Source organism: Caballeronia sp. LZ029 (assembly GCF_031451275.1).
Taxonomy (GTDB): domain Bacteria; phylum Pseudomonadota; class Gammaproteobacteria; order Burkholderiales; family Burkholderiaceae; genus Caballeronia; species Caballeronia jiangsuensis.
In genome coordinates this window covers 804,065-823,270 of record NZ_JARUXO010000003.1, presented here as the reverse complement: position 1 = coordinate 823,270, position 19,206 = coordinate 804,065, and the positions used below count along the sequence as shown (strand labels likewise).

At 62.0% G+C, this 19,206-nt stretch carries 22 protein-coding genes; 11 read left to right on the top strand and 11 right to left on the bottom strand.

Translation table 11 applies throughout. From position 1 onward, the window contains the following. The first annotated feature begins 3 nt into the window (after positions 1-3). A complete protein-coding gene (locus tag QCE73_RS23115; RefSeq protein WP_309883735.1) occupies positions 4-1,122 on the top strand; it encodes an MBL fold metallo-hydrolase in 1,119 nt (372 codons plus the stop codon). 15 nt (positions 1,123-1,137) lie between these two features. Here the strand turns inward: QCE73_RS23115 and QCE73_RS23110 are convergent, their stop codons facing one another. Next, positions 1,138-1,764 carry a CGNR zinc finger domain-containing protein gene (locus tag QCE73_RS23110; RefSeq protein ID WP_309883734.1) on the bottom strand — a complete coding sequence of 209 codons (627 nt, stop codon included), beginning with the start codon at positions 1,762-1,764 and terminating at the stop codon, positions 1,138-1,140. Between the two features lie 145 nt (positions 1,765-1,909). On the opposite strand from QCE73_RS23110, the gene QCE73_RS23105 reads away from it, so the two are divergent. The 5 genes from QCE73_RS23105 to QCE73_RS23085 all read left to right on the top strand — a co-directional run bounded on the left by QCE73_RS23105 (position 1,910) and on the right by QCE73_RS23085 (position 5,526). Further along, the gene (locus tag QCE73_RS23105) at positions 1,910-2,764 is read left to right on the top strand and encodes an alpha/beta hydrolase (protein WP_309883733.1); all 855 of its coding nucleotides are present in this window, start codon (positions 1,910-1,912) and stop codon (positions 2,762-2,764) included. 43 nt (positions 2,765-2,807) lie between these two features. Next, complete coding sequence (locus QCE73_RS23100; protein WP_309883732.1) at positions 2,808-3,779, top strand: zinc-binding alcohol dehydrogenase family protein; 972 nt, start codon at positions 2,808-2,810, stop codon at positions 3,777-3,779. Between the two features lie 14 nt (positions 3,780-3,793). Then, positions 3,794-4,564, top strand: coding sequence for an SDR family oxidoreductase (locus tag QCE73_RS23095; RefSeq protein WP_309883731.1), 771 nt, complete (start codon positions 3,794-3,796; stop codon positions 4,562-4,564). Positions 4,565-4,650: 86 nt separating this feature from the next. Continuing rightward, entirely contained in the window at positions 4,651-5,031 is a 381-nt protein-coding gene (locus QCE73_RS23090) for a DUF1090 domain-containing protein (RefSeq protein ID WP_035505767.1), read from the top strand. A 36-nt stretch (positions 5,032-5,067) separates the two neighbouring features. Continuing rightward, positions 5,068-5,526, top strand: a complete 459-nt coding sequence (locus QCE73_RS23085) for an MEKHLA domain-containing protein (protein WP_309883730.1) — start codon at positions 5,068-5,070, stop codon at positions 5,524-5,526. 10 nt (positions 5,527-5,536) lie between these two features. Here QCE73_RS23085 and QCE73_RS23080 read toward each other — a convergent pair whose 3' ends face one another. After that, the gene (locus QCE73_RS23080; RefSeq protein WP_309883729.1) at positions 5,537-6,397 is read right to left on the bottom strand and encodes an NmrA family NAD(P)-binding protein; all 861 of its coding nucleotides are present in this window, start codon (positions 6,395-6,397) and stop codon (positions 5,537-5,539) included. A 247-nt stretch (positions 6,398-6,644) separates the two neighbouring features. Here QCE73_RS23080 and QCE73_RS23075 point away from each other — a divergent pair, with 247 nt between their 5' ends. Genes QCE73_RS23075 through QCE73_RS23065 form a run of 3 tightly spaced genes read left to right on the top strand, consistent with a single transcriptional unit; the run spans position 6,645 to position 9,861 of the window. Then, positions 6,645-7,460, top strand: a complete 816-nt coding sequence (locus QCE73_RS23075) for a MaoC family dehydratase N-terminal domain-containing protein (protein ID WP_309883728.1) — start codon at positions 6,645-6,647, stop codon at positions 7,458-7,460. Positions 7,461-7,506: 46 nt separating this feature from the next. After that, entirely contained in the window at positions 7,507-8,670 is a 1,164-nt protein-coding gene (locus QCE73_RS23070) for an acyl-CoA dehydrogenase family protein (RefSeq protein WP_035505759.1), read from the top strand. Positions 8,671-8,682: 12 nt separating this feature from the next. Then, complete coding sequence (locus QCE73_RS23065) at positions 8,683-9,861, top strand: CaiB/BaiF CoA-transferase family protein (RefSeq protein ID WP_309883727.1); 1,179 nt, start codon at positions 8,683-8,685, stop codon at positions 9,859-9,861. Here QCE73_RS23065 and QCE73_RS23060 read toward each other — a convergent pair. From QCE73_RS23060 to QCE73_RS23020, 9 genes are all read right to left on the bottom strand, one after another. Continuing rightward, on the bottom strand, positions 9,858-10,805 hold the full coding sequence (locus QCE73_RS23060) for a LysR substrate-binding domain-containing protein (RefSeq protein WP_309883726.1): 948 nt from the start codon (positions 10,803-10,805) through the stop codon (positions 9,858-9,860). The genes QCE73_RS23065 and QCE73_RS23060 overlap by 4 nt on opposite strands. 84 nt (positions 10,806-10,889) lie before the next feature. Next, positions 10,890-11,717: a CoA ester lyase gene (locus tag QCE73_RS23055; RefSeq protein ID WP_309883725.1), complete on the bottom strand. Its 828-nt coding sequence runs from the start codon at positions 11,715-11,717 to the stop codon at positions 10,890-10,892. Next, complete coding sequence (locus tag QCE73_RS23050; protein WP_309883724.1) at positions 11,717-12,649, bottom strand: FAD-binding protein; 933 nt, start codon at positions 12,647-12,649, stop codon at positions 11,717-11,719. The genes QCE73_RS23055 and QCE73_RS23050 overlap by 1 nt, the downstream gene beginning before the upstream one ends. After that, positions 12,649-13,398, bottom strand: a complete 750-nt coding sequence (locus tag QCE73_RS23045; protein WP_309883723.1) for an electron transfer flavoprotein subunit beta/FixA family protein — start codon at positions 13,396-13,398, stop codon at positions 12,649-12,651. Before QCE73_RS23045 ends, QCE73_RS23050 begins: the two co-directional genes overlap by 1 nt. A 124-nt stretch (positions 13,399-13,522) precedes the next feature. Further along, the gene (locus tag QCE73_RS23040) at positions 13,523-13,834 is read right to left on the bottom strand and encodes a hypothetical protein (protein WP_309883722.1); all 312 of its coding nucleotides are present in this window, start codon (positions 13,832-13,834) and stop codon (positions 13,523-13,525) included. Positions 13,835-13,878: 44 nt separating this feature from the next. After that, on the bottom strand, positions 13,879-14,565 hold the full coding sequence (locus QCE73_RS23035; RefSeq protein ID WP_309883721.1) for an RNA polymerase sigma factor: 687 nt from the start codon (positions 14,563-14,565) through the stop codon (positions 13,879-13,881). Between the two features lie 8 nt (positions 14,566-14,573). After that, a complete protein-coding gene (locus QCE73_RS23030) occupies positions 14,574-14,876 on the bottom strand; it encodes a cupredoxin family copper-binding protein (RefSeq protein ID WP_309883720.1) in 303 nt (100 codons plus the stop codon). Position 14,877: 1 nt separating this feature from the next. Next, positions 14,878-15,411: a DUF4142 domain-containing protein gene (locus QCE73_RS23025; RefSeq protein WP_309883719.1), complete on the bottom strand. Its 534-nt coding sequence runs from the start codon at positions 15,409-15,411 to the stop codon at positions 14,878-14,880. A gap of 83 nt (positions 15,412-15,494) precedes the next feature. Beyond that, on the bottom strand, positions 15,495-16,226 hold the full coding sequence (locus tag QCE73_RS23020) for a GntR family transcriptional regulator (RefSeq protein WP_238211130.1): 732 nt from the start codon (positions 16,224-16,226) through the stop codon (positions 15,495-15,497). Positions 16,227-16,362: 136 nt separating this feature from the next. Here QCE73_RS23020 and QCE73_RS23015 point away from each other — a divergent pair, with 136 nt between their 5' ends. Continuing rightward, positions 16,363-17,733, top strand: a complete 1,371-nt coding sequence (locus tag QCE73_RS23015; RefSeq protein ID WP_309883718.1) for an adenylosuccinate lyase family protein — start codon at positions 16,363-16,365, stop codon at positions 17,731-17,733. A gap of 26 nt (positions 17,734-17,759) precedes the next feature. Further along, a complete protein-coding gene (locus QCE73_RS23010) occupies positions 17,760-19,172 on the top strand; it encodes a cation:dicarboxylate symporter family transporter (RefSeq protein WP_309883717.1) in 1,413 nt (470 codons plus the stop codon). Positions 19,173-19,206 lie beyond the last annotated feature (34 nt).

Genomic DNA, 19,206 nt, shown 5'->3' with positions numbered 1-19,206 from the left:
CCTATGACTTCGTTCACCGATCGCATCAGCCGTGCCCTGGGTTTTGCCGCCGCGGAACGCGGCCGCGCGTTGTCGAACGCGTCGCCGCAACATGACGGCGCGCGCTTTCGCAATGTGAAGCCACGTCCGGAAGAAGGCCTCGGCAAGACCTTGCGCATCATCTGGAACGTGCTGTTCAACAAGCCGCGCAATACCGTGCCGACGCAGCCGCCCATCGTCGAAACGCTCACGCGCGCGCAACTCGATGCCGCGCCCGATCGCAGTCTCTACCGGCTCGGCCATTCGACGATACTCTTCAAGCTGCGCGGCGAATACTGGCTGACGGACCCGGTTTTCGGCGAGCGCGCGTCGCCGTTCAGGCGCATGGGACCGAAGCGCTTTCACGCGCCGCCCATCGCACTCGGCGATCTTCCGCCGTTGCGCAGCGTGATCCTGTCGCACGATCATTACGATCATCTCGACCGCGATACCGTGCTCGCGCTCGCCGCGACGACCGAAGTCTTTCTCACGCCGCTCGGCGTCGGCGACAGATTGATCGAATGGGGCATCGATGCATCGAAGGTGCGTCAGCTCGACTGGTGGCAAAGCGCGCGAGTCGGCGAGCTTCTTTTTACCGCGACGCCCGCGCAGCATTTCTCCGGCCGCAGCCTCTTCGATGGCAACAGCACGTTGTGGGCTTCGTGGGTGATCATCGACGATGAACTGCGCGTGTTCTTCAGCGGCGACACCGGTTATTTCGACGGCTTCAGGACGATCGGCGAGCGCCTCGGCCCATTCGACGTCACGCTGATCGAAACCGGCGCATACGATGCGCAATGGCCGTACGTCCACATGCAGCCAGAGGAAACGGTGCAGGCGCATATCGATCTGCGCGGACGCTGGCTCGCGCCGATTCACAACGGCACGTTCGATCTCGCGATGCATCCGTGGCAGGAGCCGTTCGAGCGCGTGACGGGGCTGGCGCTCGCACGCGGCGTTGCAGTCGCGACACCGCGGATGGGTGAGCGGCTGGATCTCGAAGCGCCAGAGCGCGGCGAGCGCTGGTGGCGCGAAGCGGCCGATGCGCCGAAGGCAGCTTCATCGTGGCGCATGTGCGCGTCGCGGGCCGAGAGCGCGGAATAACGCCCCGCCGCGCGATTACAACTTTCCTTCCTTGAGCCGCGCCCGGTGCGCGGCCACCTTCGCGCGATTCCCGCAGATCGCCATGCTGCACCAGCGACGCGCATGTCCGCGCGTGTGATCCGCGAAAAGCAGCGTGCATTTCGGGCCTTCGCACGCCTTCACGTAAGTGAAGTCCTCTTCGCAGACGAGCTTCGCGAGCGCTTCGACGATCGGCATCAGCAGCGATTCGGCGTTCGGCCAGCGTCGCCGCATGACGAACGCGAGACCGCTCGCGGCATTCGCATCGGCGACGATCACCGCATGTTGCTCGTCGCGCTGCAAAACGCCATTCAGCGGTTCGAGCTCGGCCAGATCCTTCGCCGATAACGGCCGCCCTTTCCTCTTCCGCACGAACGCACGAAACCATTCGCGCAGTCCGCGCGCCTTCGCCGCGACCTCGTCCAGTTCGGCAGGCGCGGTTTGCGAACGCATGTGCGCCAGCACGTCGGCGGGCACCAGTTGCGCCTGTTCGAGCCATGACAGCAAGCCTTCGCCATCGCCGATCCAGTCGACGGGTTCATCGACCGGCGTCGCGATCGAGTTGAGGAAATCGAGGCCGGGCGCGTCGGCCACGAAGATCGCCGGTATCGGGCGGTAGTCCATTTTGCAATCCAGACGTGTTTCTACGATGGCTTCATCGTAACCGCTAAAAAACATCTTGACAAGTTACATCGTCCGTTTGTAACCTGTCTCACATAGTTTTAACGGTTACAAGAATTTTTCCCCCTCAACCAGCGGAGAAACGCCCATGTCCACCATTGCGCATCGTCATATCGACGTCGACGGCTTCAACGTGTTCTATCGCGAAGCCGGTCCGGCGGATGGCCCCAAGCTTCTGTTGCTGCACGGCTTTCCGAGTTCGAGCCACATGTTTCGCGATCTGATCCCGCTGCTCGCCGAGCGTTTTCATATCGTCGCGCCCGATCTTCCCGGCTTCGGCCTGTCCGATATGCCGAGCCGCGATGCGTTCTCGTACACGTTCGAGAACATCGCGAACGTGATCGATCGCTTCACCGAAGTGATCGGCTTCGATCGCTATGCGGTCTATGTCTTCGACTACGGCGCGCCGACCGGCTTTCGACTGGCGCTCAAGCATCCCGAGCGCATCACGGCGATCGTTTCGCAAAACGGCAACGCGTATGAAGAGGGATTGAGCGACGGCTGGAATCCGATCCGCGCGTACTGGCAAGCGCCCACGCAAGCGAACCGCGATGCATTGCGCGCGATGCTCACGAAGGACACGACGAAGTGGCAATACACGCACGGCGTGCCCGACGCATCCGCGATCTCGCCCGATGGCTATACGCTCGACGACTACTACCTGAATCGCCCCGGCGCGCATGAAGTGCAGCTCGATCTCTTCGGCGACTACCGCAACAACGTGGCGCTGTACCCGGCGTTTCAGGCGTACTTCCGCGAGCATCAGCCGAAGTTCCTCGCCGTGTGGGGCAAGAACGATCCGTTCTTCCTGCCGCCGGGCGCGCAAGCATTCAAGCGCGATATCCCGCATGCGGACGTGCGCTTCTTCGATACAGGCCACTTCGCACTCGAAACGCACGCGACGCAGATCGCGGCGGCCATCACCGAATTCCTCGCTCAATAAAACGCGGAGCTTCACCGCGCTCATCCATCACAGGAGAACCATCATGCGTGCAATCGTGCTCGACACGTTCGGCGGTATCGATAGCCTCGTCTATACCGAGATTCCGGAGCCGGAACCGCTGGAAGGACATGTCGTCATCGAGATCAAGGCGTTCGGCATCAATCATGCGGAGATGCATATGCGGCGCGGCGAATGGGCCGAAGCCGCGAGAGTGAGCGGCATCGAATGCGTGGGCATCGTGAAGTCGTGTCCGGGCGGCGAGTTTCCCGTCGGCGCGAAAGTGGCTGCATTGATGGGCGGACTCGGGCGCACGATCAACGGAAGTTATGCGCAATTCACGCGCGCGCCGGTGTCGAATGTTGCGCTGATCGAATCCGATTTGTTGTGGGCCGAACTGGCGGCCATTCCCGAAACCTATGCGACGGCCTGGACGTGCCTCTTTCGCAACCTGGAGATCGAAGCAGGACAGACAGTCGTCATTCGCGGCGCGACTTCATCGTTCGGACAGGCAGCGGTGAATCTCGCGGTGAACGCGGGCGCGAAGGTCATCGCGACGACGCGCAATCGCGATCGCTTCGCGAAGCTCGAAGCGTTGGGCGTGTCGCGTGTCGAACTCGAAGGACCGGACTTGAGCAAGCGCATCGCGGAAACGAAAGAGATCGATGCGGTGCTCGATCTCGTCGGCAATAGCACGATTCTCGACTCGCTCGCGATGCTGCGTCGCGGCGGCCGTGCATGTCTCGCGGGCTGGCTCGGCGGCCTCGCGCCGATCGCGGATTTCAATCCCCTTTTGCAGATGCCGAGCGGTGTGAATCTGACCTTCTTCGGCAGCTTCGTTTTCGGCACGCCCGGCTTTCCGCTCTCCGATGTGCCGCTGCAAGCAATCGCCGCCGATATCGCCGCGGGACGTTTCAACGCGAAGCCTTCCCGCGTGTTTTCGTTCGACGACATTCACGAAGCGCATCGCGTGATGGAAGCGAATGAAGCCAACGGAAAGATGGTCGTCGTTCATTGAACGGGAGACATGACATGTCCACGAAAGTAGCGATCGTCACGGGCGCGAGTCAGGGCATCGGACGTTCCACCGCAATCCGCCTCGCACGCGATTTCGATTCGATCGTGCTCGTTGCACGCAATCGCGCGAATCTCGAAGAAACCGCATCGATGGTCGAGCAAGCCGGCGCAAGGACGCTGACGCTCGATGTCGATCTTTCGCAAGCCGACGCCGCGCAAGAGGTCGTCGATGGCGCGCTCGCAGCGTTCGGCCGCATCGACGCGTTGTTGAATATCGCGGGCGCAGTGCCGCAAATCGATCTGTTCGACATGACCGATGAACAATGGGACGCGGGCCTCGCGCTGAAGCTCCACGGTGCGCGCCGCCTGACGGTCGCGGCGTGGCCTTCGCTCAAAGCGACATCGGGATCGGTCGTGCTGATGTCGGGCAATTCCGCGCTGTTTCCCAAAGCGCCCTATGCGGCGGTCGGCACGATCAACGCGGCGATTGTCGCCTTGGCGAAGGCATTTTCCGATCGCGGCATCGCGGACGGCGTGCAGGTCAACAGCGTGCTGCCCGGTCCTGTGATGACGGGCCGACGGCGCTCGTATCTGGAGCACTGGGCACCGTTGCACGATATGACAGTGGAGGAAGCGACCGCGCGTTTCCCTGTCGAAGCGGGCATCGCACGTTACGGCACGCCGGAAGAGATCGCGGAACTGATGGCGTTCCTCGTATCGCCCGCCGCGAAATGGATGACGGGCAGCACGCTGAGAATGGACGGTGGCGAGGTCAAGTCGATATGACTTGCCGCGAGCGCGGTCAGTGCCTGTAAAGTATCCTGTGTCGACATCGAATGAATCGTCCTGCATGGACTTTCGTGAGGCCACACATGAAACTCGCATTCAAGGCACTGCTGCTCGTTTCGATTGCAAGTCCCCTCTATTGCGCGGCTCAATCGAAGGGATGCGATGCGAAGCGCAGTTCGATCGAACAGGAAATCGCTTATGCGCGCGCGCATGGCAACGCAAATCGCGTCGATGGACTGGAAACCGCGCTCGCGCGACTGAACGCGAACTGCACGGATGCGTCGCTGCGAAGCGAGAGCCAGCGCAAGGTCGCGGAAGCGCAAAAGAAGCTTGCCGAGCGCGAGCATGATTTGCAGAAAGCGAAGGACGAAGGCAAGAGCGCGAAGAAGATCGCGGAGCGCCAGCACAAGGTCGATGAAGCTCATGCCGACCTCGAACGTGCGCAAACGGAAGCGAACGAGTAAGGTGCTGTTTTCCGCTCATTCAAGACACTTCGCACGATGCAGCCAACCGATCCCGATTTCTTCAAGCTTCTTGGCGCAAGCTATGCGCGCCTGCTGGGCAAGCCGCTCGTTCCCGATGAAGAACTGACGCCCGCCGAAGCCGCGCGCTGGCTTTACGAAGATGCGCCCTTCGGCATCCTCGCGCACGATACCCAGGCTGATCCCGTGTTCGTCTACGGCAACCTGCGCGCGCAACGTCTCTTCGGCTATACATGGAACGAGCTGACCGCGTTGCCGTCGCGTCTGTCGGCCGAAGCGCCCGAGCGCGGCGAACGTCAGGCGTTTCTCGAACAGGTGACGCGCGATGGCTACGTGGACGGCTATCGCGGCGTTCGTGTCACGAAATCGGGCGAGCGCTTCTGGATCGAACGCGCGACCGTGTGGCAATTGTTCGATCGGGACGGCGTGTATCGCGGCCAGGCGGCGATGATTCCGCACGTCAGCAACATAGCCTGAAGCGTTCCGCTCAACGCGCGACGAGCTTGCGGATCACATCGACGAGCGGCGTCGTGCCTTTGACGATATGTTCGCGTTGCCCTTCGAAGTCGATCCAGCCTTCGTTGAAGCCGTCGAGCATCTGAATGCGCGGCGTCGGATGCTTCATGCCCTGACTCACGAACAGCGCTTCCCACGTGTCGCGTGCAACCGCCTGCGCACGCACCGGCTGGCCGAGCACTTGCTCGAAGGCGGCGGCAATATCGTCCGGGCTCGTGCGCCGCGGTCCTTCCAGTTCGACGATGCGCACGCCCGACCAGCGCTCCTGCATGAGCGTCGCCGCGAGTTCGCCGATGTCGTCGGTGGCGATCATCGGAATTGCGCGATCGAGCGGTTGCAGAAACGATCGAACGATGCCTTCGTTACGCGCCGAATCGACATCCCACGCGCAGTTCTCCATGAACCAGCCCGGACGCAGAAACGTGACCGGGATCGCTTGCTTGCGAAGCGCTTCTTCCAGCAGCGAGCGCTGCGTCAGAAGATTGGTCTGCGTGGCCTGCGCGCCGATCGTCGACAGACACACGATGCTGCGCGGCTTCGAACGCGCCACGGCGGCGACGATCGTATCGATCACCTCGCGCGCTTCCGGAAAGCCCGGCGCGGGATCGAATTCCGGCGGCGGAAGAATGAACACGGCTTCGGCGCCTTCGAAGGCGTGCGTGAGCGCATTGGCATCGGTCATGGTGGCGAGGGCGATCTCGCAACCGCGCGCCGCCCAGAGCGCGCCCTTCTTCTCGTCGCGCACGACGGCGCGAACGGGTTTCCCCGCTTTCAACAGCGCGTTTGCGAGCGCCCCGCCGACTTGCCCTGTAATTCCAGTGATGACATACATGGTCTGACTCCTTGTGCAATTCGTCTGCCTGCGATGGATTGCATGTTAGGGCGTGGACCGTCCGCGACAAATGACTCGCGGGTTATCGGATTGATGATCCGGCGTCATTGATCGCACCGCACGAGCGCAATAGGTTCGCCCTATGCCCGGCACATGAAACTGGTATTTCCACTCCACGGAACATTTCCTTAAAGTCTCCCTTATCCAACCAGGATTCGCTGGCCGGTCCAGCAACGGAGACGACACCATGCAAACGGAAAGCGCCGCCGATATCGTCGCGCCCACCTCCGTCGCGGCGCTCGCCGCCACGCTCGATTACGACGCCGCGCCGAACGAAGGCGACGCGCTTCCGCCCTTGTGGCACTGGATATTCTTCAGGCCGATCGCGAGGCAATCGCTCATCGCCGAAGACGGGCATCCGCAGAAAGGCAGTTTCCTGCCCGACCTCGGCCTGCCGCGACGCATGTGGGCGGGCGGGCGTCTGCGCTTTCCTGCGCCGGTGGTCGTCGGTGAACGCATCACGCGCGAATCGACCATTCTCGATGTCAGCGAAAAGCAAGGCCGCACGGGCAAGCTCGGTTTCGTGACGGTCGGGCATCGCATTTGCTGCGGCGATGTCACCGCGATCGAGGAAGAGCACGACATCGTGTATCGCGAACCGGCCGCGCCCGGCGCACCCACACCCGCCCCGACTCCCGCACCCCGCGACGCTCAATGGCAACGCGATATCGTGCCCGACGAAACGCTGCTTCTACGCTATTCGGCGCTGACCTTCAACGCGCATCGCATCCATTACGACAAGCCTTACGTCACGCAGGTCGAAGGCTATCCGGGCCTCGTCGTGCATGGGCCGCTCATCGCGACGCTGCTGATGGATCTGCTGCGCCGCCAGTTGCCCGATGCGACTGTCATCGACTTCTCTTTCAAGGCGCAGCGCCCGTGTTTCGCCGGTAATACGCTGCATCTGTGCGGCCAGCCATCGGCGGACGGCAAGACCGTCGAACTGTGGTCGAAAGATCACGAAGGCTGGCTCGGCATGACCGCGCGCGCCACGCTCGCCTGACTCGCCTGACTCGTTTGACGACACGAACCCAATAGCCAAGCACATCATGATCGAATCCACTCCCGACGCTTATCAGGATATCCGCGAAGCCGTGCGTGATCTTTGCGGCCAGTTCTCCGGTGAATACTTTCGCAAGATCGACGAAGCGCGCGGCTATCCCGAAGCATTCGTCGATGCGCTCACGAAAGCGGGCTGGCTCGCCGCGCTGATTCCGCAAGAGTACGGCGGCTCGGGTCTCGGGCTGACCGAAGCGTCGGTCATCATGGAAGAGATCAATCGCTCGGGCGGCAACTCGGGCGCGTGTCACGGCCAGATGTACAACATGGGCACGCTGCTGCGTCATGGCTCGGCGGAACAGAAGAAGCGCTATCTGCCGAAGATTGCATCGGGCGAATTGCGTCTGCAATCGATGGGCGTGACCGAGCCGACCACCGGCACCGATACGACCAAGATCAAGACGACCGCCGAAAAGAAGGGCGATCGTTATGTGATCAACGGTCAGAAGGTATGGATCTCGCGCGTGCAGCATTCCGACCTCATGATCCTGCTCGCGCGCACCACGCCTGTCGCGGATGTGAAGAAGAAGAGCGAAGGCATGTCGATCTTCATCGTCGATCTGCGCGAAGCGATCGGTCACGGCCTCACGGTGCAGCCGATCCTCAACATGGTGAATCACGAGACCAACGAGTTGTTCTTCGACAATCTGGAGATTCCCGCGGAGAATCTGATCGGCGAGGAAGGCAAGGGCTTCAAGTACATCCTCGACGGGCTGAACGCGGAGCGCACGCTGATCGCGGCGGAGTGCATCGGCGACGGCTACTGGTTCATCGACAAGGTTTCGCAGTATGTGAAGGATCGCGTCGTGTTCGGGCGTCCCATCGGCCAGAATCAGGGCGTGCAGTTTCCGATTGCGCGCGCCTATGTCAATGTCGAAGCGGCGAACCTGATGCGCTTCAAGGCGTGCGAGCTCTTCGACGCCCACCAGCATTGCGGCGCGCAAGCCAATATGGCGAAGCTCCTCGCCGCCGATGCCTCATGGGAAGCGGCCAACGCGTGTCTGCAATTCCACGGCGGATTCGGCTTCGCGGCGGAATACGATGTCGAGCGCAAGTTCCGCGAGACGCGTCTATATCAGGTCGCGCCGATCTCGACCAATCTGATTCTCTCGTATGTCGCCGAGCATATCCTCGGCCTGCCGCGCTCGTTCTGAAGGAGGCCGATCATGCGTCCACTGCAAGGCATCAAGGTCGTCACGTTCGAGCATGCCATAGCCGCGCCCTTCTGCACGCGTCAGCTCGCCGATCTGGGCGCGCGCGTGATCAAGATCGAGCGTCCCGGAACGGGCGATTTCGCTCGCAACTACGACGAACGCGTGTCGGGGCTCGCATCGCATTTCGTGTGGACGAACCGCTCGAAGGAGAGCGTGACGCTCGACGTCAAGCATCCTGAAGCGCTCGATGTCGTGCACAAGCTGCTCTCCGATGCCGATGTATTCGTGCAGAATCTCGCGCCCGGCGCGACGCAACGGCTCGGGCTCGACTACGAGACGCTGAAGGTGCGTTATCCGCGCCTCATCGTGTGCGATATCTCGGGCTACGGTTCGGACGGCCCGATGCGCGACAAGAAAGCCTACGACCTGCTGATTCAAAGCGAATCGGGCTTTCTCAGCATTACGGGTTCGAAAGGCGAGCCCGCGAAGGCAGGTTGCTCGATCGCCGATATCGCCGCCGGCATGTACGGCTACACCAACATTCTCGCGGCGCTCATCGAGCGTGGGCAGACGGGGCGCGGCAAGCGCATCGACATCTCCATGCTCGAAAGCATGGTCGAATGGATGAGCTATCCGCTCTACTACGCGATCGACGGGCAGACGCCGCCGCCTCAGGCGGGCGCATCGCACGCGACGATCTTTCCTTATGGCCCGTTCCAGGCAGGAGACGGCAAGACCGTGATGCTCGGCCTGCAAAACGAGCGCGAATGGAAGAAGTTCTGCGAGATCGTGATTCGCCAGCCCGGGCTTCAGGACGACGAACGCTTCTGCGCGAACAGCCGTCGTACGCAGCATCGCGAAGCGTTGACGCACATCATCGTCGATGCGTTCGCTTCGCTGAGCGCCGCGCAAGTCATCGAGCGGCTGGAGGAAGCGGGCATCGCCAATGCGCGCATGAACGACATGCACGATGTGTGGAAGCACGATCAGCTCGAAGCGCGCCATCGCTGGACACGCGTCGAAACGCCGGCCGGCGTCATTCCCGCGCTCTATCCGCCGGGACTCGGCGGCGCCGATGAACCGCGCATGGACGCCGTGCCCGCGCTCGGACAGCACACCGATGCGGTCCTGCGTGAACTCGGTCTCGACGATGGAGCCATCGAGCGCTTGCGCGCAGCGAATGCGATCTAGGCTTGCGGTCCCCGCTTGCGCATCGTCACGCCCTGCCAGCTATCGTGTTCGATATGCTCGGCGATCAACTCGATCAGTGTCTCGCGCACCGCGACGGTCGCCGAATTCATCGGCGCGCCATTGGGCCAGCAGATGCTGGCTGGCCGCCTGATCGTCGGCTCGACGATTCTCCGCATCTTCGGCAGGAGCGCCTCGTTCCATTGCGCGATTGCCGATGAAGGAAGAATCGTGCAGGCACGGCCCGAATTCGCGATCAGCAAGAGCGCGGGCAACGAGTCGATATCCGCGACGATATTCAGTTCGACCTTCTCGCTCGCGAACGTGCGCTCGATCAAAAGACGCAAGCCGTTCGACGCACCGGGCGCGACGAGCTTGACGCCCGCAAGCTTGGCGAGCGGGCATGTCGATGCGCGCGGCGAGATATCGCCGCCCGGATCGCCCAGCAGATAAAGCGTTTCATCGAGCACGGGCAAGGCCGTGATGCCGGGTGTGTCCGATTCGCGAAACAGGATGCCGAGATCGAGCCGGCCATTGGCGAGCAGCTCGTTCAGATAGCCGCTCATGCTTTCGAAGAATTGCAGGCGAATGCCGGGGTATTGATCCTGGATGCGCTCGAATAGCGGCACCGCGAGCACGGAGGCCATCGTCGTCGGCAAGCCGACCGCCACCGTGCCGGATTCAGCGCCCGCGCCCTTGGTCACTTCCTGCTTGAGTTGCTCCATCTGCCGCAGCACGAGACGCGCGTGGCGATAGAGCGCATCGCCTTCGGCGGTGGGCGTGACGCCGTGATTGCTGCGCAAAAGGAGCGTGACGCCGAGTTCTTCTTCGAGCCGCGCCATTTGCTGGCTGAGCGAAGGCTGTGCGACGTATAGCTTTTCCGCCGCCTTGCCGAGACTGCCGTAATCGACGATGCTGACGAAGTAGCGAAGCTGGCGGACGTCCATGTGGAATGGCGAGAGTCGATGACAGGCGCGCGCGTGAATGTCCGGCGCCGGTCGCCTATTCTATAACTCGCGGGTCCACATGAACTACGCGCGCGCGCCTTCGAGTATCGTTTGCGCGCGAAGCACGACGGGCCGGTCCACCATTTTTCCATCGACGGCGATGGCCGCGCCGTTCGCATTCGAGAACGCATCGAGTATGCGCTTCGCCCAAGCGAGTTCGGATTCGCTCGGCGCATAACATTCGTTGATCGTTCGAACCTGCTTCGGATGAATGCACAGCTTGCCCGCGAAGCCACGACGCTTTCCATTGAGCGTTTCGTTCTTCAGCGCGTATTCGTCGTCGAGCGCGGGCGTCACGCCGTCGATCGGCGCGCCGATGCCCGCGACCCTCGATATCATCGCGAGATTCGCGCGGAATGGATCGAGAACATCGTCATCGGTGACCATGTTCATGTCGGCGCAGAAATCGAGCGTACCGAACATCAACTGACGCACGTAGGGTGCTTTCGCGATCTCCAGCGCGTTGAACATGCCCTTCGCGCTTTCGATCAGCGGAAACACGGGCATTCTGCTCTTCGTGCGCGAGACGAGCGCGACGATATCCGCGGCGCTTTCCGCCTTCGGCAACACAATGCCCGCCACGCCGCGCAGCTTGCCCAGTTGCGCATCGCGCTCGAACCACGGCGTATCGCGCGCATTCACGCGAATCAGCACGTGACGCTCGGGGGAGAGCCATGCGGCCACGGCGTCGCGCGCCTCGTCCTTGCTCGCGGGCGCGACGGCATCTTCCAGATCGATGATGATCGCGTCGGCGCCGCTGTCCAGCGCCTTCGCGAAACGCTCGGGGCGATTGCCCGGCACGAACAGGAACGAACGATATCGATCGGCGTGCGATTTGGCGGGCGTTTGCATCACAGTTCGTTGACCAGTTCGGGGACCATCGTGAACAGATCGCCGACGAGACCGTAATCGGCCACGCTGAAGATCGGCGCTTCCGGGTCTTTGTTGATCGCGACGATGACCTTCGAATCCTTCATGCCCGCGAGATGCTGGATCGCGCCCGAGATGCCGACTGCCACGTACAGTTGCGGCGCGACGATCTTGCCGGTTTGACCGACCTGATAGTCGTTCGGGACATAGCCGGCATCGACTGCTGCGCGCGATGCGCCCAGCGCCGCGTTGAGTTTGTCGGCGAGCGGCTCCAGCGTTTTCGTATAGTTCTCGCCGCTGCCGAGGCCACGTCCACCCGACACGATGATGTGCGCGCTCGTCAGTTCCGGACGATCGAGCTTCGTCACTTCACGGCTCACGAACTGCGAGATGCCTGCATCGGCTGCGGCTTCGATCTTTTCAATCGCCGCATTACCACCTTCAGCTGCAACCGGATTGAAACCCGTTGCGCGCACCGTGACGACCTTGATCGGATCGCTCGATTGCACCGTTGCAATGGCATTGCCCGCGTAGATCGGACGCTCGAACGTGTCGGCGCTATCGACGGCGGTGATATCGCTGATCTGCGCGACATCGAGATGCGCGGCGATACGTGGTGCGATGTTCTTACCGTAAGCCGTCGCTGGCGCGAAGATATGCGAATAGTCCTTCGCGATGTTCAGCACCGTCGCTTCGACGTTTTCCACAAGGCCATCGGCGAGTTGAGGCGCATCGGCGAGCAGCACTTTCGACACGCCCGCGATCTTTGCCGCCGCATCCGTCGCGCCTTGCGCGTTCGAACCTGCGATCAGCACATGCACATCGCCACCGATCTTCGCCGCAGCCGCAACGGTGTTCAGCGTCGCTGCCTTGATCGATGCGTTGTCGTGTTCCGCAATAACGAGAGTCGTCATCAGATTACCTTCGCTTCGTTCTTCAGTTTCTCGACCAGCGTCTTCACGTCCGGCACCGTAATGCCCGCGCTGCGTTTCGGCGGCTCGACAACTTTCAATGTCTTCAGACGCGGCGTAACATCGACGCCCAGATCGGCGGGCTTCACCGTTGACAAAGGCTTCTTCTTCGCCTTCATGATGTTCGGCAACGTCACGTAGCGCGGTTCGTTCAGGCGCAGGTCAGTCGTGACCACTGCGGGCAGCTTCAGCGACAGCGTTTCGGCGCCGCCATCGACTTCACGCGATACAGTCGCCTTGCCATCCGCGACCACGACCTTCGATGCGAACGTCGCCTGCGGCAAGCCAGCGAGCGCCGCAAGCATCTGACCGGTTTGATTCGAATCGTCGTCGATGGCCTGCTTGCCGAGGATGATCAAATCAGGCTTCTCCTGATCGACCAGCGCCTTCAACAACTTCGCGACGGCCAAAGGCTGCAAGTCCTCCGACGTTTCCACCAGCACAGCACGATCCGCGCCGATCGCAAGCGCCGTACGCAACGTCTCCTGACACTGCGTCACGCCGCACGACACCGCGATAACTTCCGTCGCAACACCCGCTTCCTTCAACCGCACCGCTTCTTCAACAGCGATCTCGTCGAACGGATTCATCGACATCTTCACGTTGGCGATATCGACACCCGTGTTATCCGACTTCACCCGGACCTTCACGTTGTAATCGACCACGCGCTTGACTGGGACAAGAATCTTCACTTGCGTCTCCGAATAATGACAAGCTCTCAGAAAGAGGCTTGACCTAACCTCTATTTGAATGCGTGTCCGGAAAGCGCGCAAATATCAGATAACTTTGCCGGTCATAGGCTCAACCTAGGGCCGCTCAGTGCCCCGGTCCGTTTTGCTCGACGCAGCTCAGCACGAGCGTGCTGTTCGTGCCCGCTTCGGGGCTGAGCATCGCGGTGTGGAATTCGCTGTCCGTGCAGCGCCAGTCGGCCTGAAGATCCTTGCTGCAAGCGCGCGTCGCATCGCCGATGCGCCTTCTGTCCGGCACGTACTGACACGTATCGAGGCCGTCGCACTGAAGCGTCAGATCGCGCGTCGCGTTGCCGTTCGCGGCGCCGCAATTCGCGCCATAAGTTCCGGATATGACCTTGATCGTCCTTGCTTCAGCGCCCGAAATGCCGGCCAGCATGACGATTCCCGCTATTGCGCAAGCAGCCGCCCTGTTTATTGTCATCAAGCACCGCCATCGCCTAGTTTCGATACTACGCTCGCAACGATCCGATCGCATCGCGCGCCGCCGAATTCGAACACGTCGCGTTCGGCGAGATCGAACGCCTGCGCCAGCGATTCACGCAACATGCCGCGCGCGCGAAAATGCCGGCTGCGCACGGTCGCTTCGGGAATGTTCAGACACTGCGCCGTCTCTTCGACCGTCATCTCTTCGATCGAACGCAGCACGAACACGATGCGAAACAGCTCGGGCAATGCGTCGAGCTTGCTTTCGAGCAGTGCCCGAACCTGCGAACGCGCGAGCGCATCGTCGGGCGCGGAATCGTCGTGCGAGGTCATTGCTTCAGCCTGTTCGACCCAATCGGGCGCATCCACGATGGGAATCACGTTCTGACGCCGCGCCGAACGCCGGATGCGCGCGAAACACTCATTGAGCACGAGTCGCGATAGCCACGTGGAAAGTTGCGCGTCGCCGCGAAACTGGCTCATCGACCGATACGCGTGCAAATACGCGTCCTGCAATGCATCCTCGGCTTCGGCGTCGTTGCGCAAGCTCGCGCGCGCGAGGCGATACAGACGCCGGTTATGCCGGCGCATCAGCAATTCGAACGCCGCGCGATCGCCCGCGACGATGCGCCGTGCAATGCTCAGATCGTCGTCGGCTACGAAGGTTTGTGCGGTCTCGCTCATCGTCGTCTCTATCGAACGTTCAGTGTCGCGTGCATCGTCGGATGCAGCCTGCACGAATATGCATAGCTTCCCGCCTCGCGCGCGACGTAACTCCACGACGCATCGGGCGAAATATCATGCGAATCGAAGGCCGCTTTATCGGCGGTCGCGGTGTGCGGAAACAAATCCTTGTTCACCCACACGATGCGATCGCCGAGCGCAACGGTCAACACAGGCGGCTCGAAACGCATTTGCTCGATCACGACGACGTACGTCGCGGCGCTCGCCTCGCCACACAAAACGAGCGCGCCTACGCAAAGAAGCCAGCGCATTTCACGCTCCGCTCTTTTTCAGTTCCGCCTGCACATGCCGTGCATGTTCTAGATGTGCGACGAATGCGGGCCGCACCTTGACGAGCAGCGCCTTCAGTTCTTCGTTTTGTGCGCCAGGTATCAAGGTCTTGTCGAGCGCATCGAGCACGCTTTCATGATAGGCGACCTCGTGATCGATGTACGACCTGTCGAAGCTTCCGCCCGAAAGCGCTTCGAGCTTCGCGAGATTCGCGTCTCCGCCTTGCTTCAGGCTCTGGCTCGTCGGGTTGTCCTCGGGCGTGACGTTGAGCTTCTTCACGAGATCGGTCGCGGCCTTGTTGACGCCGCTATGGTCCGTGACCATTTGCTGCGCGAACGCCTTCACGTCGTTGGATTTCGTCTTCGATTCGGCGAGCTTGCCCGCGTCGATATCGACCTGATTGGCCGTCACGACGATAGCCGCGATCTGCGGATCGGTCGGTCCGGCATTTTGCGCATGAGCCGCGATGCCTGCGAATGCGACTATCGCGCTCAACGCGGTGTGGATGAGTTTCATGTGACGTCTCCCGGCATTCCGTTGTGGATACCGGCTTGGATGTCACGTCGAAAGACGGCGTTCCCGGATCGCGGAGGATGCGCTCAGGCAGGCGAGCGCTTGAGCCGCATCGACACGCAGAAGCGCTCCGCCGGATGCACCGTCACCGACACCTCGAACGTCGCGCCGCTCGCATCGAGATAGCGGCGCACGATCTCCAGCGCCGCCGTGCCCGCCTCCACGCGCAGACGCCTCGCCATTTCCGCCGATACGTTGATCGCGCGCACGTCCTGCTGAATCTCGTCGATACCGCGCCCATAGCGCGCTTCGATCAGCGAGCTGATGAGCGTATCCGGATTCTCCTTCGCGGCTTCGGCGACGTCGTCGTATGCAGGATCGATATACACGTCCGTCCAGCCGACGGGCGGGCTGTCCTTGTCGCCATCGATACGCAGGCTCGATACGCGCAGCCACGGCGTGCCCTGCGCGCAGCGCAAGGTCTTCGCGAGTTTCGCCGAGGCCTCGATGTGCTGCGTCGATTGCACGAGACGCAAATGTTCGGAGCCGAACTGCACGAGATCGTCGACGGACGCGAGCGACGGACGGAAGTCATTGCGCGGCTGCATCGACTCGACACGCGTGCCCGCATTCTTGCGCCGCGACACGAGGCCCAGTTGCTGCAATTCGTGCAGCGCGGCGCGCACGGTATGCCGGCTCGTCTGATAGTGGTCGCGGAGTTCCAGTTCGGTCGGCAGATAGGAGCCGACAGGAAAGCGGCCCGACGCGATTCCCTCGGTCAGCTCGCGCGCGATATCGGCGAAATGCGGTCTGTTCATTGCAGCTCTGGCGGTGTTTTTCGGTGGTCAGGGTAAATCATAGCTTGCCCGATATGTTCGAACATATTAGTGTGGATATGTCCGGACATATTTGGCTGTCCTGCCCCGATCAATTCCGCTTCCGCAAGAGGTCAACATGACGAGTTCCGTTTCTCCCCTGGCCAGCACCGTGTTCGATTCCGTGCTGTTTCGCGACGCGTTCGGCACCGCGAAAATGCGCGCGCTGTTCTCGGATCACGCGCTGGTGCAGCGTTACATCGATGTCGAAGTGGCGCTCGCGAAGGCCGAGGCGCGCGCGGGCGTGATTCCAACCGAGGCCGCCGAAGTGATTGCGCGCGAATCGAAGATCGAGCGCATCGACTTCGATCACATGCGCGAGGAAACGGACATCGTCGGCTATCCGATCCTGCCGCTCGTGCATCAGATGGTCGCCATGTGCGGCGACGCCGGACGTTACGTTCATTGGGGCGCGACGACTCAGGACATCATGGATACCGCCGTCGCGCTGCAAGTGCGCGATGCGCTCGAATCCATCGACGGCGACATACGCGAATTGCGCACGATTCTCGCGGATCTGGCGAAGAAGCACCGCGACACGCCGATGGCCGGCCGCACGCATTTGCAGCAGGCGCTGCCCGTGACCTTCGGCTACAAGGTCGCGATCTGGCTCGCGATGTTCGATCGCCATCAGGAACGCATCGCGCAGATGCGCGAGCGCGTGGCCGTCGTCGAATTCGCGGGCGCGGCGGGCACGCTGGCATCGCTCGGCGACAAGGGCTTCGCGGTGCAGAAGGCGCTCGCCGAAGAACTGAAGCTCGGCGTGCCCGCAACCACCTGGCATGTCGCACGCGATGGTTTCGCCGAAGCGGTCAACCTGCTCGCGCTCGTCACCGGGTCGCTCGGCAAGATCGCGATCGACATCATGATCATGGCGTCGACGGAATTCGCGGAAGTGTACGAGCCCTTCGTGAAGGGACGCGGCGCGAGCAGCACCATGCCGCAAAAGCGCAATCCGATTTCGAGCGAGCTCATGCTGGCCGCCGCTAAAGCGGTGCGGCAGCACGCGGGCCTGATGGTCGACGCGATGATCCAGGACTTCGAGCGCGCCACCGGCCCGTGGCATGCGGAATGGATCGCGATTCCCGAGAGCTTCATTCTCACGTCGGGTGCGCTGCATCAGGCGAAGTTCATGCTCGGCGGCCTGATCGTCGATGAAGCGCGCATGAAGCACAACCTCGGCATCAGCCGCGGCCTGATCGTGGCGGAAGCCGTGATGATGGGCATGGCCCCTTACACCGGACGTCAGCAGGCGCACGACATCGTGTACGACGCATGCCGCACGGTGAACGAACAAGGCGGCACGCTTGCGGAAGCGCTCGCCGCATTGCCGGAAGTGACGAAGCACTTCGACCGCGCCGCGATCGACCGCATGACCGATCCCGCGAACTATCTCGGTCTCGCGCCGCAGATGGTGGATCGCGCCATCGCGCTGTCGAGCGAAGTCTGAACGTTAAGAACATGGAGGAGCATGCGATGCATAACGAACCCGCATCACACGACGACACGACCGTCGCACCGCCGAAGAAGCTGCCGTGGTATCGCAAGCTCGGCATGCAGGTGCTCTTGTCGCTCGCGATCGGCATTGCGGTCGGTCTCGTCTTTCCGAAGTTCGGCGCGCAACTGAAGGTGCTCGGCGATATCTTTCTCGCGCTCATCAAGGCCGGCGTCGCGCCGCTCGTGTTTCTCACGATCGTGCATGGCATCGCGTCGGCGGGCGATGTGAAGAGCGCGGGGCGCGTCGGCTGGAGAGCGATCGTCTACTTCGAAGTCGTATCGACGATCGCGCTCGCTGTCGGCCTGCTCGCGGGCAATCTGCTGCAAACGGGCAAGGCGATGACTTCCGTCGCTGTCGGCGCCGTGCCCGCGACGGCCGCAAAGGCCGCGCCGCAAGGCTTCACCGAGTTCGTGATGCATGTGGTGCCGGACAACTTCATCGGCGCGTTCGCGAAAGGCGAGCTGTTGCAGGTGGTCGTGCTCGCGGTGATGGTCGGCATCGGCATTCTCGCCATTCCCGAGCGCCGCCGCGTGCGCATCAACGAAGGACTCGATCTCGTTTCCGAAGTGCTGTTCTCGTTCATCAACCTCGTGATGAAGCTCGCGCCGCTCGGCACACTGGGCGCGGTCGCGTATTCGGTGGGCAGCAACGGCACGGCCGTGCTGGTCGCGCTCGCACAACTCGTGGTGAGCTTCTATGCGGTGGTGGCGCTATTCATCGTCGTGGTGATGGGCATCATCGCGAAGCTCGCGGGCTTTAGCCTCTGGCGCTTTCTGCGCTATATCAAGGACGAAATCTTCATCGTGCTCGGCACGGCGTCTTCGGAAAGCGCATTGCCGCGTCTCCTGATCAAGCTCGAACGCCTCGGTTGCGCGAAGCAGACCGTCGGGCTCGTGCTGCCCACGGGCTATGCGTTCAATCTCGACGGCACGTCGATCTTCATGTCGATGGGCGTGATGTTCATCGCTCATGCTTACGGCGTGCCGATCACGCTGGACCATCAGATCGGCATTCTGTTGCTGATGCTGCTGACGTCGAAGGGCGCGGCCACGGTCTCGGGCGGATCGTTCGTGGTGTTCGCCGCGACCGTCACATCGACGGGCATCCTTCCGGTCGAAGGCCTCGCGCTGATCTTCGGCGTGTACCGCTTCATGTCGATGGCGATCGCGACGTGCAACACCATCGGCAACAGTCTCGCGACCGTCGTGATCGCCAAATGGTCGCGCACGTTCGATGCCGCCGTCAGCGAACGGCATCTTTATCCGGAGCGTTATCCGGAGGTCGCGGAAGCGGACCGGCGGCTCGCGGACGGCAATCTCCTTCCGGAAGACATGAACGACGCGAATCCTCATCCAGACGGAATCTCGCTGAGAAGCGCGGGAACGCGATGAAACGGGCATGATGAGTTTTTGCAGCGCGGCAATC

What these genes read in the sequence shown, in the direction of transcription:
- QCE73_RS23115 (WP_309883735.1), top strand. Translation starts at nt 4, where the DNA reads ATGACTTCGTTCACCGATCGCATCAGCCGTGCCCTGGGTTTTGCCGCC.
- QCE73_RS23110 (WP_309883734.1), bottom strand. Translation starts at nt 1,764, where the DNA reads ATGGACTACCGCCCGATACCGGCGATCTTCGTGGCCGACGCGCCCGGC.
- QCE73_RS23105 (WP_309883733.1), top strand. Translation starts at nt 1,910, where the DNA reads ATGTCCACCATTGCGCATCGTCATATCGACGTCGACGGCTTCAACGTG.
- QCE73_RS23100 (WP_309883732.1), top strand. Translation starts at nt 2,808, where the DNA reads ATGCGTGCAATCGTGCTCGACACGTTCGGCGGTATCGATAGCCTCGTC.
- QCE73_RS23095 (WP_309883731.1), top strand. Translation starts at nt 3,794, where the DNA reads ATGTCCACGAAAGTAGCGATCGTCACGGGCGCGAGTCAGGGCATCGGA.
- QCE73_RS23090 (WP_035505767.1), top strand. Translation starts at nt 4,651, where the DNA reads ATGAAACTCGCATTCAAGGCACTGCTGCTCGTTTCGATTGCAAGTCCC.
- QCE73_RS23085 (WP_309883730.1), top strand. Translation starts at nt 5,068, where the DNA reads ATGCAGCCAACCGATCCCGATTTCTTCAAGCTTCTTGGCGCAAGCTAT.
- QCE73_RS23080 (WP_309883729.1), bottom strand. Translation starts at nt 6,397, where the DNA reads ATGTATGTCATCACTGGAATTACAGGGCAAGTCGGCGGGGCGCTCGCA.
- QCE73_RS23075 (WP_309883728.1), top strand. Translation starts at nt 6,645, where the DNA reads ATGCAAACGGAAAGCGCCGCCGATATCGTCGCGCCCACCTCCGTCGCG.
- QCE73_RS23070 (WP_035505759.1), top strand. Translation starts at nt 7,507, where the DNA reads ATGATCGAATCCACTCCCGACGCTTATCAGGATATCCGCGAAGCCGTG.
- QCE73_RS23065 (WP_309883727.1), top strand. Translation starts at nt 8,683, where the DNA reads ATGCGTCCACTGCAAGGCATCAAGGTCGTCACGTTCGAGCATGCCATA.
- QCE73_RS23060 (WP_309883726.1), bottom strand. Translation starts at nt 10,805, where the DNA reads ATGGACGTCCGCCAGCTTCGCTACTTCGTCAGCATCGTCGATTACGGC.
- QCE73_RS23055 (WP_309883725.1), bottom strand. Translation starts at nt 11,717, where the DNA reads ATGCAAACGCCCGCCAAATCGCACGCCGATCGATATCGTTCGTTCCTG.
- QCE73_RS23050 (WP_309883724.1), bottom strand. Translation starts at nt 12,649, where the DNA reads ATGACGACTCTCGTTATTGCGGAACACGACAACGCATCGATCAAGGCA.
- QCE73_RS23040 (WP_309883722.1), bottom strand. Translation starts at nt 13,834, where the DNA reads ATGCTGGCCGGCATTTCGGGCGCTGAAGCAAGGACGATCAAGGTCATA.
- QCE73_RS23035 (WP_309883721.1), bottom strand. Translation starts at nt 14,565, where the DNA reads ATGAGCGAGACCGCACAAACCTTCGTAGCCGACGACGATCTGAGCATT.
- QCE73_RS23030 (WP_309883720.1), bottom strand. Translation starts at nt 14,876, where the DNA reads ATGCGCTGGCTTCTTTGCGTAGGCGCGCTCGTTTTGTGTGGCGAGGCG.
- QCE73_RS23025 (WP_309883719.1), bottom strand. Translation starts at nt 15,411, where the DNA reads ATGAAACTCATCCACACCGCGTTGAGCGCGATAGTCGCATTCGCAGGC.
- QCE73_RS23020 (WP_238211130.1), bottom strand. Translation starts at nt 16,226, where the DNA reads ATGAACAGACCGCATTTCGCCGATATCGCGCGCGAGCTGACCGAGGGA.
- QCE73_RS23015 (WP_309883718.1), top strand. Translation starts at nt 16,363, where the DNA reads ATGACGAGTTCCGTTTCTCCCCTGGCCAGCACCGTGTTCGATTCCGTG.
- QCE73_RS23010 (WP_309883717.1), top strand. Translation starts at nt 17,760, where the DNA reads ATGCATAACGAACCCGCATCACACGACGACACGACCGTCGCACCGCCG.